This is a genomic window from uncultured Azohydromonas sp., assembly GCF_937926365.1.
Classification (GTDB): domain Bacteria; phylum Pseudomonadota; class Gammaproteobacteria; order Burkholderiales; family Burkholderiaceae_C; genus Azohydromonas.
In genome coordinates this window covers 26,059-42,303 of the sequence record NZ_CALAOH010000148.1, presented here as the reverse complement: position 1 = coordinate 42,303, position 16,245 = coordinate 26,059, and the positions used below count along the sequence as shown (strand labels likewise).

Genomic DNA, 16,245 nt, shown 5'->3' with positions numbered 1-16,245 from the left:
GGCGTCGCCGCGCCGGCCTGGCGCGAGCCGCTCACGCTCCAGTTCAGTTGCGGCAGGGCGCTCGCGCGCGTGGCGCGCGCCAGGTGGGCCTGGGCCTGCGCCTGCGCGCTGAGCTGGGCGATGGGGCTGGCGGCGGCGGCCCCGGACAGCAGCGGCTCCAGCGCCGGCGGGCCGGGCAGCAGCGCCTCCAGCGGCGCCGGCGGCGGCATCGAATCGCCCACGAAGCGGCGCAGCCGCGATTCCACCTGGCGCTGCTGCGACTGCGACTGCGCCAGCGCCAGCTCTGCCTGGCGCAGCGTGTTGCGCACCTGCAGCAGTTCGCTGGCGCGGCCGCGGTCGGCCGCCACGATGCGCTCCAGCGCTTCCACCAGGCAGCCCATGCGCGAGGCGTAGCGGGCGTAGACCTCGGCCTGGCGCCGGTAGCGCTGCTGCTCCAGCGCCAGCGACACGGTCTGCAGCGCCACCTGCTCGCGCGCCTCGATCTCGCCCAGGCGCGCGGCTTCCAGCAGCCGCTCGCGCCAGTTGACCAGCGCCGCGCTGCGCCCGGCGTCGAACAGCGGGGCGCTCACGTTGACGTTGAGCTGGCCCTGCAGCCCCTCCTGGCGCAACGTGGAGTAATGCTGCGACAGGCCGCTGGCGGTGGCACCCAGCGTCACGCGCGGCAGCGGCGCGGCCTGCGCCTCCTGCAGGTCGCCCTGCGCCGCCTCGGCCAGCAAGCGGGCCGCGCCCACGGACTGGCTGCGCGCCAGGGACTGTTCCAGCAGCGCCTGCAGCGCGCGGCGCGCTTCGGCGGCGGCCTGGGGGTCCACGGTGGCCGCCACGGGGACGGCCTGCGCGTCGCTGCAGATGCCGGCCGCGGCGTGCGCCGGCACGGCGGGCAGCGCCAGCGCGGCGGCCAGCAGCGCGGCCAGGGCAGGGCGCGGCGCGCGCGCCACGGCGCGTCCAGGGTTCGCCAGCCTCATTTCAGCGCTCCCGGAACGCTTCGGTGGTGCGCAGCAGCGGCCGCATCAGGAAGCTCAGCACCGAGCGATCGCCGGTGCGGATGTCCACGGCGCCGGTCATGCCCGGGATCACGGGCAGCAATTCGCCGCGCGGGGTGCGCAGCGCCGCCTCGTCCGTGCGCACCAGCACGCGATAGTAGGTGTTGTCGCCGGCGAGGCGGTCGGGGTCGCCCAGGGCATCGGGGCTGATGTGCTCCACGCGGCCCATGAGCCGGCCGTAGATGGAGGGCTCGTAGGTGTTGAGCGTGAGCTGCGCGCTCTGGCCCACCTGCAGGAAGCCGATTTCCGAGGGCTTCACGCGCGCCTCCACCAGCAGCCGCGTGCCGGTGGGCACGATGTCCATCACCGCCGCGCCCGGCGCGACCACGCCGCCCAACGTGACGGTGCGGATGTTCTTGACCACGCCGTCCACCGGCGAGGTCAGCACCGTGCGGCGCAGCACGTCGGCGCGGCCTTCCTGCTGCTCCAGCAGCTGTGCCAGGTCGGCGCGCACGCGCAGCAGATCGGTGCGTGCGTCCTGGCGGAAGCGGTTGATGCGCTCCTCGCCCTGCATCTCCTGGTCGTTGAGCTGGCGCTGCAGCCGCATGACCTCCACTTCCGACAGCAGGCCCTGGGCCGACATGTCCTGCGCCACCTGCAGCTCGCGTCTGAACAGCGCGGCGCTGCGGCGTATGGCGGCCAGCGCGCCGTCCAGCGCGCGGTGCCGGGCCTGGAACGCCTCGGTCTCCGAGCGCACCAGCGCGGCGTTGCGCGCCACCTCGGCCGGGAACTGCGGCGTGCCGCCCGAGGCCTCGGCTTCTAGCCGGGCGATGGTGGCCTGCAGCGCCAGTTGCTTGGCCAAGCCCTCGTTCTGCTGGGCCTGGAAGCGCGTGGGGTCCAGCCGCGCCAGGGGTTGCCCCGCGCGCACCGGCTGGCCCTCGCGCACCAGCAGCTCGGCCAGCAGGCCGCCTTCCAGGCTCGCGATGGACTGCTCGCGGCCATCGGGAATGACGCGTGCGTCCACGCGCGCCATGCGGTCCACGCGCGCCAGCGACGCCCAGGCCACCAGGGTCGCCAGCAGCGCCGCCATCAGCCACAAGGCCCAGCGGCCGCGCGGCGGGTCGTCCAGATGCTGCGCCGCGCGCAGCTCCGAGAGGTATTGCGCCTCGACGGAGCTCAAAGCGTTCTTGCCGGCCATGAGGGGTACGTCTCAAGAAGGAAAGTCACGGTGCGGCGCGGCGCTCAAGCCTGTGCCGCCGCCTGCAGCGGCACCGTGGCGGCCGAGGCGGGCTGCCCCGCGGCCACCTGCCGCAGCGGCTGGGGTTGCTGTGGCTGTTGGGAGGGCTGCGGCTGTGGCTGCGGCGCCAGCGACGCCATCACGGCGGCCTTCGGGCCGTCGCGCACCACCTGGCCGTTGTCGATCACGAGCACACGCTGCGCCAGCTCCAGCACGGCCGGGCGGTGCGTGACCATCACCAGCGTGCGGTCGCCCACGGCGGCGGCGAGCTGGCGCAGGAACAGGAACTCGCTTTGCGCGTCCATGGAGCTGGTGGGCTCGTCCATGAGCAGGATGCGCGGGCGCGTGACCAGGCAGCGCGCCAGGGCCACGAGCTGGCGCTGGCCGCCCGAGAGCAGCGCGCCCATCTCGCCCACTTCCATCTCCCAGCCCTGGGGATGCGCGTCCACCACGCGGTCCAGCCCGGTGAGGCGGGCCACCTCGGCCAGGGCCGCGGCATCCACGCCGGGGCGGCCCATCGCCACGTTCTCGCGCAGCGTGCCGGTGAACAGCCGCGGCTCCTGCGACACGAAGCCCACCTGGGCGCGGAAATCGGCGCGGTTGAGTTGGCGCAGGTCCAGCCCGTCCACCTCCACGCGGCCCTGCGTGGGCTCGTACAGGCCCGCCAGCACGCGCAGGATGGTGGACTTGCCGCTGCCTATGCGCCCGAGCATCACCACGCGCTCGCCCGGCTCCACGCGCAGGTTCACGCCCCTGAGCACCTGCGGCGCCGGTGCGGCGCCGGTGGGCGGGTAGGCGAACTGCACGTCGCGCAGCGCGATGCGCCCGCTCAGCGCCATGGGCGGCAGCACCGCCGCGCCGGGGGGCTGTTCGGTGGGCAGCGACATGAGCTGCTCCAGTGCCCGCAGCGCCGCGCGCGCGCCCTGGTAGCGCGTGGCCAGGCTCACCACGCTGGACAGCGGCGCGATGGCGCGGCCGGCGAACATCACCGCGCCGATGAGGCTGCCGGCGCTGATCTGCTTGTCGGCGATGAGGTACACGCCCCACACCAGCATGGCCAGCGTGATCGCCTGCTGCGAGCCCGCGGTGAGGTTGCTGCTCCAGCTTGCGACGCGGCGCGAGCGCAGCGCCGTTTCGGCGGCGGCGGCGGTGGCCTGCTCGAAACGCTGCGCGAAGCGGCCCTGCGCGCCCACGGCCTTGACGTCCTCCAGCCCCTCCAGCGCCTCCACCAGCGCGGCCTGCTGCTCGGCCTGGTGCTTGAGGTTGGAGCGCATGGCGCGGCGCAGCGCCCCCTGCATCAGCGCCGTGGCGCCCAGGATCAGCGGGACCGCCACCACCATGACCCAGCCCAGCGGCCCGGCCACGGCGAAGATGGCCACGATGAACACCAGCACGAAGGGCAGGTCCGTGACGGCGGACATGGTGGCGGAGGTGGTGAAGTCGCGCACCAGCTCGATCTGCGCCAGCTGATGGGCGCAGGCGCCCGATGAGGCGGGGCGGTGCTCCATGCGCAGATCCAGCGTGTGGCGGAACAGCGCGGTGCCCACCAGCAGGTCCACCTTCTTGCCGGCCGCGTCGATGAGGTGCGCGCGCAACTGCCGCGCCACGGAGTCGAAGGCCAGCGCCACCAGCGCCACGCCCGTGAGCGCCCACAGCGTGACGAAGGCCTGGTGCGGGATGACCTTGTCGAAGGTCACCGCGGTCACCAGCCCCATGGCCAGCGTGAGCACGTTGCTCAGCAGCGCCGCCAGCATCGCCGAGCGGTAGTGCGGCGCGAAGCGGCGCAGCACGCCCCAGAGCCAGTGCGGCCTGTCCTGTGCGGCCGGGGCCGCCGGGTTCACGGGTTGCGGCGTGGCCAGCAGCGCGAAGCCGCTGTGGCGCGCGTCCAGCGCGCTCGCTTCCTGCACCGCGGCCTGGCCGGTGCAGGGGTCCAGCACCTCGTAGCGCGCGCCTTCATCCAGGCGGCGCAGCACGACGCAGGCCCCGCGCTCGTGCAGCAGCAGCACGGCCGGGAACACCAGTGCGTTGAGCTGGGCCAGCGGGCGCTGCACCACGCCGGCCTTGAAGCCCGAGGCCTGCAGGGCGCGCAGGGCCTGCACGGTGCCGAGCCGGCCCTCAAGGGCTTCGCCGGCCAGCAGCGACGCGGCGCTGTGCTCGCGCCCGTGGTGGCGCGTGAGCCACAGCAGCGCGGCCAGCAGCGGGTCGGCCGCCGCGGCGGCATCGGGGTCCGGGGCGGTGCTCATCGGCTCTTGCGGTGCTCGAGCGCCAGGCGCTCGAACTCGGCTTCCAGCCCGCGCACGAAGCGCGGCGTGTCGAACAGCGCCGACTGCCGGCCCTGCTCGGTGAGGTAGCGCCGGTACGAGGCCACGCGCGCGGGCGTATTGCCCAGCAGCACGGCCATGCGCTCGTACTCGGCCAGCGAGCCCGTCGCCAGCTCGGGCAAGCCCAGGTGCGTGAGCAGGCTGCCGGCCATGCGCGAGATGTAGCTGCGGCCCGAGCAGGTCAGCAGCGGCAGCCCCATCCACAGCACGTCGCTGGCGGTGGTGCCGCCGTTGTAGGGGAAGGTGTCGAGGAACAGGTCCGCCAGCGGCAGCCGCGCCAGATAGTCCGGCGGCGCCACGCGCGGGGCGAAGACCAGCCGCTCGCGCGCCACGCCCTGGGCATCGGCGGCGCGCCGCATGTTCTCCTGTGCCCACTCGTTGTCGGCCAGCAGCCACAGCACGCTGCCCGGCACCGCGTGCAGCACGCGCATCCACAGCCTGAACACCTCTTCGGTGAACTTGAAGTTGTTGTTGAAGGCGCAGAAGACGAAAGCATCCTCGGGCAGGCCGTACTGCGCGCGCGTGGGCTTGGCGCCGATCTCGCGCTGGCGGTCGCTGACCTGGTAGCAGCCGGGCAGGTAGATCGGACGCTCGCTGCTGTAGGGCAGCAGCTCCGGAGGCATGACGTAGCGGTCGGCGATCACCCAGTCCACGCCAGGGATGCCGCAGGTGCCGGGGAAGCCCAGGTAGCTCACCTGCACCGGCGCCGGGCGTTGCGTCAGGATGGCCGGGCGCGCGCCGCTGGTCAGGCCTTGCAAGTCCACCAGCACGTCGATGCCTTGCTGCGCGATGAGCTGCGCGGCGGCCTCGTCGGAGAGGGACCCGATGGGCCAGACCTTGTCGAAGCCCGCCCTCAAGCGTGCGCGCAGCGGCGAGCCGTCCTCGCGGCTCCAGCAGAAGGCATGCACCTCGAAGCGCTCGCGGTCGTGCGTCTCGTACAGCTCGGCGGTGAGCAGCCCCACGGCGTGCATGTGCAGGTCGCCCGAGAGGTAGCCGATGCGGAGCTTGCCGGTGCGCGGCGGCTGCTTGGCGTGCAGCGGCGTCGGCGGCGACTTGTACCCCCGCTCCAGCACGAAGCGCTGCGCGGCGAGCATGTGCAGCGCCGGGTCGTCGGTGGCGCTGAGCATGGCCAGCGCCGAGGTGCCGGCCAGCAGGTGGTAGTGCGTGAGCGCGCCCACGGGCTGGTACACCGGCCAGGCGCACTGCTTCTGGCGCAGGTGCACGTAATGCTGGATCGGGCCGGGCTGCGCGGGGTCGAGCTCCAGGCTCAGGCGCAGCCAGGCCTCGGCCTCGTCGAAGCGGCGCAGTTGCTCGCACAACCGCGCGCTGTTGTTGAGGGCGTGCAGGCGCAGCTGCAGCGCGGCGTCATCGGCCGCGGGCTGCAGGGCGATGGAGCGCCACTGGGCCAAGGCCTCGTCGTGGCGGCCGAGCTGTTCGAGCTGGTGGCCCAGGTTGAGCCGGGCCTGCGCGAAGTCCGGCGCCGTTTCCAGCGCGCGCCGGTAGGCCTGCTTCGCGTCGGCCGCGCGGCCAAGCGTGCCCAGCACCACGCCCCAGTTGAAACAGGCCAGGTGGCGCAGCGGCGAGGCGGTGTGCGCGAGCCAATCCTCGTAGAGCCGTGCGGAGGCTTCCGACAGTCCTTGCTGCGTCAGCCGGCCGGCGCTGTCGAACAGCTCGGGCAGCGGCATCCGGCCCGAGCGGGCCTGGGCCAGCAGCTGTTCGAGCGCGGCCTCGCGGGCGGCAGGGGGCGAAACGGTCTGAGAGGGCATGGCGGGGCCGGCAGGCGGAAGACGAAAGACTTCGGCCAGGATTGTGGGGACCGAGTCCGGTGCCTGATCGGTGCATCAAGCGGGGGAAGGGGGGCTATCTCGTGCGACGTTGGGGACGGTTACGGGAGGGCCGATCGCCGAAACAGCTTCCGTACCGGTGCGGTGTTCCGCGTTTGGACGCCGCTTTGGCTGTCTAGCATGGATGGTCCGCAACTCCTGGGCCACGCTCCTTCTATGGCTTCCAGAATCCATGGCATTCCCAAAAAGAAGCCGGTTCAAATTCAGTCATCCCAGCACGTGCAGCTCAAGCTCCAACAGGCGGTCGGCCTGCACCAGTCGGGCCGGTTGACTGAGGCGCTGGCCGCTTACCAGGAAATCCTCAAGATTCAGCCCAAGCACTTCGACAGTCTTCATCTGAGCGGCGTGGTGGCGATGCAGACAGGGCAGCATGCGTTGGGCGTGAAGTTGATTGACGAAGCAATCAAGATAAATCCTGGTGTCGCGTTTGCTTATAACAACCGCGGCAAGGCGCTCAAGGATCTTGGACGACTGGAGGAAGCGCTGGCCAGTTACGACAAGGCTCTAGCGCTCAAACCCGACTATGCGGAGGCCCACGGCAACCGCGGCAATGTGTTGCAAGAACTTCGGCGACTCGATGAGGCACTGGCCAGCCATGATCAGGCGCTGGCGATCAAATCCGATTACGCCGAGGCGCATAACAACCGTGGCAATGCGCTCCTGAGCTTGCGGCGCTGGGACGAGGCCATCACCAGCTACGACCGTGCCGTGCTGCTCAAGCCCGGCTATGCCGATGCCTATTACAACCGCGGCAACGCGCTCAAAGAGCTTCGCCGGCCCGAGGAGGCGCTGGCCAGTTACGACAAGGCTCTAGCGCTCAAACCTGACTTTGCGGAGGCCCACGGCAACCGCGGCAACGCGCTGGTGGACTTGCAGCGCTTGGACGCAGCTGTGGACAGCTACCGCCGCGCACTAACGCTCAGGCCCGCGAGCGAATTTATGTTCGGAAGCTATTTGCATACCAAGATGCGGGTGTGCGAATGGAATTCTCTGGTAGACGAGTTGCACCGGTATGGTGGCGGAATTGTCGAAGGTCAAAAAATAACCGCACCTTTCCCCTTGCTGGGCTTATTGGATGTGCCGGAGTTGCAGCAGAAGGCGGCGAAGATTTTCACGGAAGCCCGGTATCCCAGAAGTCATGCTTTGGGTCCGTTCAAGGGGCGTGCGCCGGATGGGAAGATACGCGTTGCTTACTATTCGGCCGACTTTCACGACCATGCCACGGCTTATTTGATGGCAGAGCTCTTGGAGAGGCATGATCCGAGAAGTTTCGAGATTTATGGGTTCTCTTTCGGGCCGGAGCGCCAGGACGGCATGCGGCAGCGTCTGTCTTCAGCATTTTATAAGTTCATAGATGTCCGCAACAAAACTGACACGGAAGTGGCTCGGTTGTCCAGGGAGCTGGGTATGGACATCGCGGTGGACCTGAAAGGCTATACGCAGGACGCCAGGCCCGGCATGTTCGCGCTGGGATGTGCCCCGGTACAGGTCAATTATCTTGGCTATCCCGGCACCATGGGTGCTGATTATATGGATTATGTGATCGCTGATAAATTCGTGCTGCCAGTGGAGTGTCAGGGATTTTTTGAGGAAAAAGCGGTCTACCTGCCCCATAGCTACCAAGTAAATGATTCGAGGCGGCGTGTTTCGGAAAGAATCTTTACGCGACAGGAGCTTGGCTTACAGGAGGGAGGTTTTGTTTTTTGCTGCTTCAATAACAACTACAAGATTCTTCCGCAGACATTCGATAGCTGGATGAGGATCCTCAAGGCGGTCGAAGGCAGCGTGCTGTGGCTCCTGGAAGATAATGCCACGGCGGCGAAGAATCTACGCCGGGAAGCGCAAGCGAGAGGTGTTGACGGCCAGCGCCTGGTTTTTGCGCAGCGCATGCCGCTGGATGAACACTTGGCGCGCCACAGGTTGGCAGACCTGTTTCTGGACACGCTGCCCTGCAATGCCCACACGACGGCCAGTGATGCTTTGTGGGCGGGATTGCCGTTATTGACGTGCAAAGGCAATACGTTTGCTGGTCGGGTAGCGGGCAGCCTGCTCAACGCCATGGATCTGCCGGAACTGGTGACCTCTACCCCGCAGGACTACGAGTCCGTGGCCATTGAACTGGCCACAAACCCTGGCGCGCTGTGTGAACTCAGGAATCGACTCGAGAAAAACAGAGCGACCAGTCCGCTGTTTGATGCCGGTTTGTATGCCCGACATCTCGAAGCGGCGTATAGGGCTATGCATGACCGATACCAAGCAGGCTTGCCAGCTGCCGTCATCGATTTGGCATCATGAGCCGGTGATTGGGGATGTGGCTGCGCACTTTCTTGAAATCACCTTGACATGCCGACCGGCAGGCAGAGCTTGAGAATTACCCAGTACCTTCTTGTGAAGCTCGTCGCAGTTCCCATCAGGGAACAGTCAGACTGCATTCAGTCGGCGCGCTGCCGCAGTTGCCGGGCCAGGTTGCGGTAATGCAGCGCCTGGGCCTGCTCGTCGAGGCCTTCGTGGACCACGGCAAGGTTGTGCGCAGCCAGGAAGCTGCCGCGGCCGGGTACGCCGTCGAACTCGGGGCGCTCGCCGATCTCCAGGCAACGCTGCCAGGCGGCCTGCGCCATCGGCAGCCATTCGGCCAGGGCCTGCTGCGGTTGCTGGACGGCCGCGTCGAGCATCAGGTTGCCCAGTACGAAGAAGTAGTCGGGATAGCCGTCGCACTCGTCCATCATGTCCGCGGACAGGCCGATGGCCTCCTCCAGCCGGCCGGCTTTCGACAAGCAGTAGAGCAGGCGCACCGAGGCATCCCGGCGGTATGCGGCGTGGGGGTCCATCAGGGGCCTGGCGCGCAGGTAGAACTCGCAGGCTGGCGCGAATTCGCCGGCTACCTCGTGGTCCTTGCCCAACTGGTACAGCAGATAGGGGTCGTCGGGGTGGAGCTGAATCTCCTGCTGCAGCAGCTCACGGTTGCGGCCCGCCTTGCGCGCCAGCTGCGAGGCGAGGTAGCCGTCATGGCCCAGCACCAGCGGCAGGCGACGCCGGGGCACCGCGGCCACCGGCGCCTCGTGAATGCGCCCCTCGTAGCGCACGCCGCGCGGTAGCAGCCGCGGCAGCCAGGTATTGCCCTGTTCGCGCTGGCCGCCAATGTCGAAGTCGCTCCTCACCTGCACCATGCCCAGGAAAGGTGTCTCGCTGTTGCCCAGGCGCAGGCACTGCGCCCCGCGCGCGATCCACTCGTCCGCGTCCAGGATCAGGTTCCAGTCGGCATCGGCCTGCTGCAGCGCGGCGTTGCGGGCTGCGGAGAAGTTGCCGGTCCACTGCGTCTGGTGGACCTGTGCACCACAGCCCCGGGCGATGGCCACCGTGTCGTCGGTGGAGCCCGTGTCCAGCACCACCATGCGGCGCACGTGAGGCGCGGCGCTGCGCAGGCAGCGCTCGATGCAGCGAGCCTCGTCGCGCGTGATGACGACCAGCGCCAGGTCAGGCTGTCGCCCGGTGTAAAGCTTCGTGGGCATGGTGCGGGGTGATGTGCGCGTTGGTGCGCTTGTAGGGCGGCAAGGACAGGCAGGCGTGGCGCGTAGCACCGAGCGCCGGCGTACCGTGCGTCAGCCAGGGTGCCGCGTCAATGGACGGTATGCCGTCGCGGCTTCATCAACCGGTCGAGCTCGTCGAGCCAGGGCTCGGCCAGGCGCCGGATCTGCGCATCGTTGAGCACGATACGTTGCAGGATGACCATCCTGACCTTGGCTTGCTCTGGCGCCAGCGCGGTCGCGGCGGTGGCCTGCTTGAGCTCCGAGATCAGCACTCCGCAGGTGCCTTCCAGCTGGATGACGGCGGCCCAGTCGCCACGGCGCGCGGCCGACAGCATGTCGGCGCTGGTCTTCTCAATGGCCTCGTAGTAGCTCAGCAGCGAAGTGGTCATGGCGTGCGCGATGGATGCCCAGGGCGGCGGCCTTGCGGCCTCAGCGGGTGTTGCCGGCTTGCGGGCCGATGGCGGCCCAGGCTTCGCTGATCGGCTCGATGAGGCGCTTGCACTCGTCCAGCAGCGCAGGGTCGTTGCGCAGGTTGGCCTGCGTCAGGCGCAGCGAAACGTAGCCATAGAGATCGCCCAGGTCGGCGGCCAGCGGCCCGCCCTGCTCGCGGTCGAGCGCGCTGCGCAGGCCCTCGTCGAGGATGCGCACCGCGCGGCTGATCTGGTGGCACTTGGCCTCGATGTCGCCCTGCGCCATGGCGCCCTGGGCCAGCGTGAGGCTGGCGAGCAGGCCATCGAAGAGCATGGCCACGAGCTTGTGCGGCGAGGCGGTGTTCACGCCGGTCTCCACGCCGATCTGGTGATAAGTCTGGGCCAACCCGGCAGCCGCGCCACGGCTGGGAGTGAAGGGTGAGGTCATGCTGTACATGGCGGGTCAGGAAGCAATGCGGTTGCGGTGTTCTCAGTTGGAGGAGAAAAGACTGCTCAGCCTCGTGACTTGTGCCGCCAGCGAGTTGAGCGAGGACATCTTGGTGTCCAGCGCCTGGTATTGCTTCTCCAGCCGCGCCTGGGTGCGGGCCACGCGCTCCTCGATCTTCTCCTGCTCGGTCTGGTTGCGCTTGAGCTTGCTTTGCAGGCCCGCGGTGCGGGTGCTCAGCACGCCGTCGCTACGGGTGAGCCGGTCGATGAGGTCGCTGAAGCGCACCCCGAAGCCATTGTTGCCGGGCACCGTGTCGTCGGTAGTGGAGAAGAGCTTGGCCACCTCCTCGGGCTGCTGCAGCGCGGTCTTGAGCTTGGCGGTGTCGAGCTTGAGCGTGCCGTCGGTGGCCGTGCTGAAGCCGATGCTGGCCAGGCTGCCATACACCGGGGAGGCCCCGTTGGAGCCCTGCAGCAGCAAGCGCATCTGGCTGCGCAGGCCCAGCGCGGTGCTGTCTCCCTGCAGCGGGGAACCCTTCTTGGCCGCCTCGTCGTACTTGGTCTGGTCGCGCAGGTAGCTGTTGAGCGCGTTGTAGGCGGCCATGAAGTCCTCGACGGCCTTTTGCTGCGCCGCGGCGTCGGCGGCGGAGGACACCTTGACCGGGTCGCTGCTCGTCTTCAGGACCTTGAGCGTGACGCCACCGATGACGTTCTTGAACTCGTTGGTGGTGGACTCCACGGTCATGCCGTTGATCGTGATCTCCGCGTTCTGCGCCTTCTGGCCCTCCGTCATCGTCCCGCCGACATCGTTGGGGCCGGCAAAGCTGAATTCGCCCAGGCCCCCGCTGCCCACCATCTCGATCTGGTCCTTGGTGCCGGTGTTCTTGGACGTCAGGGAGAGCTGAACGGTGCCGTCGATGTTCGTGACCAGCGAGGCGACCACGCCGGCACCCGCCGCGTTGATGCGGTCGCGCACCTGGCTCAGCGTGGTGTCGGGGTCGGTGAAATCCAGCGTCACGGGGCTGGTGCCGTCCTTGTACTTGGGCGGCGGTCCATAGTCCTCCACGAGCCCGATCGTCAGCGAGCCCGTACCCAGCGGGTCCGAGGGCTGCATGGCCCTGGAGTAGAGCGACTGCGCGCGGGCCATCTTGTTGACCGTGACGTCGTACTCACCGGCGCTGACGCTGCCGCTGCTGGTGGCGGTGAGCACCGTGGTGTCGGAGGCGGTGGCCGTGCCCTGCGTCCACAGCGAGCTCTTGGCCAGCGCCGCGGCCGAGTCGCGCAGCGTGGACATCAGGCTCTGCACCTTGCCGTAGGCGGACACCTGGGTCTGGATGCTGCTGGCCGCGGTCTTGAGCTGCTCGATGGGCTTGCGCTCGAGCGCCATCAACTGCGAGACGAGGCTCTGGACATCGATGCCGCTGCCGATGCCGGCGGACGAGATGGTCATGTTCTCCGCTCCTGGTGAGGGTTGTAGATGGGAGATCGGCGGCGGTTGCAGCAACTTGAGGCCGCGCCGGCGCCGGCACGGGCCAAGCGGAGGCGCCTGCGGCGCCCGTGGCGCGGCCCGAGCCGCCGGAGCTTCATCCCTGCAGCAGCTTCATGATCTGCTGCGGCTGCTGGTTGGCCTGTGCGAGCATGGCCTGGGCCGCCTGGGTCATGATTTGCGTTCGCAACAGGTTGGCGCTCTCTGCCGCGTAGTCGGCATCCATGATGCGGCTTCTGGCGGTACTCTGGTCTTCCACGGCAACCTGCAGGGTCGAGACGATCGCCTCGAAGCGCGACTGCGCAGCGCCCATCTCCGAGCGCTGCTTGCTGATGCTTTCGATGGCGTTGTCGATGTTGGTGATCGTGTCAACGTACAACGGGTTCTCGGGCGCGAGTGTCGCGCGTGGCACGATGGGGGTAAGCGAGTTGCTGCCGGCTGCGGCCGCAACGCCCGAATCCTTGGTCATGTCAACGATGTTGACGGTGATCGAGTCGTTGTCGGTGGCATTGGCGCCGACCTGGAATGCCAGGGTCTTCCCAGGAGCTTCCTTCGCGTCGGCACCCAGAATCTTCATCTTGTTGAAGGTCGTGCCGCCCAGCACCCGCTGCACCTCCTCGGCCAGCTGCCCGAACTCCTTGTCGAGCGCGGCGCGGTCGGACGAGGTGTTGGTGTCGTTGGCGGCCTGGATGGTCAGCTCGCGCATGCGCTGCAGCATGTCGTTGGTCTTGCCCAGCCCGACATCGGCGACCTGCGCCAGCGAAATGCCGTCGTTGGTGTTGCGCAGGGCGGCGTTCATGCCGCGGATCTGCGAGGTCATGCGGCTGGCGATCGCCAGGCCGGCTGCGTCCTCCTTGGCGCTGTTGATGCGCACGCCGCTGGAAAGGCGCTGCATCGCGACGGAGGTCTGGTGCTGGCTGGTGGAAATATGGCGCTGCGCGGTGAGCGCAGCCAGATTGGAGTTGAGCGTCTGAGCCATGACGGAGGACTTTCAGGCCTGGGGCGAGAACCCGGAAAGCGGGCGTATGGTTTTTCTTGAAACGTCTGATTCTTGGTCGGCGCACCGGAAGCGAAGCCGCGAGGAGGGGGGTCTTTCCAGCGCAGTTCGCGTCCCGGAACGAAAAAGCCCCGGCGTGGTGCGCGGGGCTTCCTGATTGCTCGTGCAACCGCGCCCGGGCGCGTGCCTGGGCGGTCTCGGCGCGATCAGCGCAGCAGCGACATCACCTGCTGCGGCTGCTGGTTGGCCTGCGCCAGCATCGCCTGGCCGGCCTGCTGCAGGATCTGCGCCCGCGACAGGTTCGCGGTTTCTGACGCGTAGTCCGCGTCCATGATGCGGCTCCTGGCGGCCGATTGCGCTTCCGAGGCGGACTGCAGGTTCGAGATCGCTGCGTCGAAGTGCGACTGGTAGGCGCCCAGGGTCGCGCGCTCGTCGTTGACTTGGCCGAGTGCCGCGTCAATATCGTCAATTACCCCGCGGATGTCCGTGCTGCTTGCGGCTGCGCCAATGTTGGCCATTGTGCCGCCGTTCGTGATGTTGGTGACAGCATCGATGAGGTTATCGGTGGCGACGCCAGTACCGTTATTAACTTGAGCCTGCGTCCAGTCCGAGGTCTGGATCGTGATCGTGTCAACGTTGGCAGTCGTGTTGGCGCCGACCTGGAACGTCATGCTGCCAGTACTACCGCCGCCAGCAGTAGCCAGGACGTCCTTCTTGTTGAAGGTCGTGCCCTTGATGACACGGTTGATCTCTTCACCCAGCTTCTGGAATTCCTTGTTCAAGGATTCCCGGTCGGAGGTGTTGTTGGTGTCGTTGGCGGACTGCACGGCCAGCTCGCGCATGCGCTGCAGGTTGTCGCTGACCTTGCCCCAGGTCGATTCCATCGTCTGCACCATCGAGATGCCGTCGTTGGCGTTGCGGATGGCCTGGTTCATGCCGCGCACCTGCGAGGTCATGCGCTCGGCGATGGCGAGGCCGGCGGCGTCGTCCTTGGCGCTGTTGACGCGCAGGCCGCTGGACAGGCGCTGCATCGAGGTGGCGAGCGAGCCCTGGCTGGAGGCGATGTTGCGCTGGGCGTTCAGCGACGAGAGATTGGTATTGACGGAAATGCCCATGATGTAGCTCCGTATGTCTTGGTTGACTCAGGCAGACGCCGGTGTTGCGGCCGCTGCTGGCGGACTGCGGACCGTTTGTTCATTTGACGATCCGTTGCCTGGTGTATCGGCGGCCTTGCGCCGGAACTTGAGGTCCGCCGGCGAAAAAATTGCGACTTCTTCGAGGCTCGTCCCGTGGCCGCAGCCGCAGCCGCAGCCGTCATCGGGTATCGGCCGGGTTCGGGCTGGCTTGAGCCTTGGACAAAGCGCGCGGCCTTATACCGATGCGCTCTGCGGTTGAAGATGGCGCGAGTTCCCGCCGTTTTTCGGGCAACCGAGGCCGCGCAGGAGGTCCAGACTCCGACGATCGAATAAAGCGCGCGGTGAACCTGAACCGCACCACCGCAACAGGAGTCGCCGTGGATCATCCGATTGCCCTGGACTCGCACGCCCTGGTCTTCATGACGGGCCGCAACTGCGAGATGTACGTGGGCGATGCCCTCAAGAGCCTTGCTCGGCAGACACACGACGAAGTGCACGTTCTGTTCGTCGACGACGCCTCGGAAGACGCCACTGCGGACATCGCCCGGCACCACCTGGCTGCGCTGTTCCCCGGGCGCCATACGATGGTGGTCAACGATGTATCGTGGGGCAAGGCGCGCAGCGCCAGTACGCACTTGCGGGCCCTGGCTCCCCAGTACGGTTTCGTTGCCGTGCTGGATGCCGACGATCAGCTGATCGAGCCGACCATCCTGGCGACGATGGCGCGCGAGTACGCCGAAGGGTGTGACGTCGTTTGGACCAATTTCGTCACGGACCGGGGCGGCACCGGCCGCAACCAGGCACTGGACCCGACACTTTCTCCACGCTTGCAAGGCTGGCGCACCAGCCATTTCTTCAGCTTCCGCGCGTCACTGTTTGCGAACGTGGACCCGTCCTATTTCCAGGACGATGACGGCCGGTGGCTCACGGCCGCGTGTGACTTCGCGATCGCATTCCCGATACTGGACCAGACACGCCGCTACCGTTTCCTTCCGGTCAATGCGTATCGCTACACGGCCTCCAACCCCTATTCCCACCACAACCTCGACCCGCAGTCCGTCGGACTGAGCTCGCGGCATCAAGCTGCCAGCGCACGCATTGTGCTCGCCAAACCGGCGTTGCCCTGTACGCGGCCTGCGCGCGAAGCGGTAGACCCCGTGTCCGCCGCAGCCGCTGTCGCCCGTCCATGGGCTCCGGTCGTACGGGAGCGTACTGCCGCGCCGACTGTGGCCGCCACTGATCCATGGAGCGCTGCCGCTGCGGCCGAGCTGGTGCGCCGTTGCCCGCGAGTGCTCGCCGCGCTGCGTCATGCGCCGGCCGCAGCGGCTGATCCGGTATTCCTGAACGACCTGCACGCGGCAGTGGGCCGCGCGCGCCGCGTACTGGAGATTGGCGCTTCACCGCTGCTCGGCTGGCTCGCCGCGTTCGCCGCCGATACCGGCACAGCCACGATCACTTCACTGGCGGCCGATACCGATCGCATCAATGCGCGGCGCCGGGAACTGCGGCTAGCAGGTGCGGAAACCTCGGTGCAGATCATCGAGAGCCGTTGGGCTGAGCTGACTCTCGGCGATACCACCGGCTACCTGCCTGACCCCGGTGCACTCGACGGCCAAGCGCCGTTTGATCTGGTGATCGTTGCCCCCGACGCTTGGGGCGCCCGCGTGGCGGCCAACCTCGCATTGCCGGCGGTCGCGCCACTGTTGTCGCTGGAAGGCTTTACGGTGCACCTGCAAGGCGTTGACGCCGATGTGCAGCAGGACGCCGCGGCGCAGTGGCGTGCGCTGGCGCCTGAACTCGAGCTGCTGTGTGGCGACTTTGGCGGCAGCGTGCTCACCGTGATTTCTGGCGCCACGAACTAAG

The 16,245-nt window shown here is 67.9% G+C and carries 12 protein-coding genes; 2 read left to right on the top strand and 10 right to left on the bottom strand.

Annotated elements, in window-relative coordinates; all coding sequences use genetic code 11:
* The 4 genes from Q0741_RS16050 to Q0741_RS16035 form a co-directional block, all read right to left on the bottom strand.
* Positions 1–962: TolC family protein (locus tag Q0741_RS16050; RefSeq protein ID WP_298234206.1), on the bottom strand; the 962-nt coding region annotated here is incomplete at its 3' end.
* Between the two features lies 1 nt (position 963).
* Complete coding sequence (locus tag Q0741_RS16045) at positions 964–2,178, bottom strand: HlyD family efflux transporter periplasmic adaptor subunit (protein WP_298234205.1); 1,215 nt, start codon at positions 2,176–2,178, stop codon at positions 964–966.
* A gap of 44 nt (positions 2,179–2,222) precedes the next feature.
* Positions 2,223–4,460, bottom strand: a complete 2,238-nt coding sequence (locus tag Q0741_RS16040; protein ID WP_298234204.1) for a type I secretion system permease/ATPase — start codon at positions 4,458–4,460, stop codon at positions 2,223–2,225.
* A complete protein-coding gene (locus Q0741_RS16035) occupies positions 4,457–6,304 on the bottom strand; it encodes a tetratricopeptide repeat protein (protein ID WP_298234203.1) in 1,848 nt (615 codons plus the stop codon). The genes Q0741_RS16040 and Q0741_RS16035 overlap by 4 nt, the downstream gene beginning before the upstream one ends.
* Before the next feature lie 198 nt (positions 6,305–6,502).
* Here Q0741_RS16035 and Q0741_RS16030 point away from each other — a divergent pair, with 198 nt between their 5' ends.
* Entirely contained in the window at positions 6,503–8,677 is a 2,175-nt protein-coding gene (locus Q0741_RS16030; RefSeq protein WP_298234202.1) for a tetratricopeptide repeat protein, read from the top strand.
* A 137-nt stretch (positions 8,678–8,814) separates the two neighbouring features.
* Here Q0741_RS16030 and Q0741_RS16025 read toward each other — a convergent pair whose 3' ends face one another.
* The 6 genes from Q0741_RS16025 to Q0741_RS16000 form a co-directional block, all read right to left on the bottom strand.
* On the bottom strand, positions 8,815–9,891 hold the full coding sequence (locus tag Q0741_RS16025) for a glycosyltransferase family 2 protein (protein ID WP_298234201.1): 1,077 nt from the start codon (positions 9,889–9,891) through the stop codon (positions 8,815–8,817).
* Positions 9,892–9,998: 107 nt separating this feature from the next.
* A complete protein-coding gene (locus Q0741_RS16020) occupies positions 9,999–10,298 on the bottom strand; it encodes a flagellar protein FliT (RefSeq protein WP_298234200.1) in 300 nt (99 codons plus the stop codon).
* 40 nt (positions 10,299–10,338) lie between these two features.
* Complete coding sequence (fliS, locus tag Q0741_RS16015) at positions 10,339–10,776, bottom strand: flagellar export chaperone FliS (RefSeq protein WP_298234199.1); 438 nt, start codon at positions 10,774–10,776, stop codon at positions 10,339–10,341.
* Between the two features lie 33 nt (positions 10,777–10,809).
* Positions 10,810–12,213 carry a flagellar filament capping protein FliD gene (fliD, locus tag Q0741_RS16010; RefSeq protein ID WP_298234198.1) on the bottom strand — a complete coding sequence of 468 codons (1,404 nt, stop codon included), beginning with the start codon at positions 12,211–12,213 and terminating at the stop codon, positions 10,810–10,812.
* A 133-nt stretch (positions 12,214–12,346) separates the two neighbouring features.
* A complete protein-coding gene (locus tag Q0741_RS16005; protein ID WP_298234197.1) occupies positions 12,347–13,228 on the bottom strand; it encodes a flagellin in 882 nt (293 codons plus the stop codon).
* Positions 13,229–13,452: 224 nt separating this feature from the next.
* A complete protein-coding gene (locus Q0741_RS16000) occupies positions 13,453–14,361 on the bottom strand; it encodes a flagellin (protein ID WP_298234196.1) in 909 nt (302 codons plus the stop codon).
* 398 nt (positions 14,362–14,759) lie between these two features.
* Between Q0741_RS16000 and Q0741_RS15995 the strand changes: the two genes are divergently transcribed.
* The gene (locus Q0741_RS15995) at positions 14,760–16,244 is read left to right on the top strand and encodes a glycosyltransferase (protein WP_298234195.1); all 1,485 of its coding nucleotides are present in this window, start codon (positions 14,760–14,762) and stop codon (positions 16,242–16,244) included.
* Position 16,245: the final 1 nt, after the last annotated feature.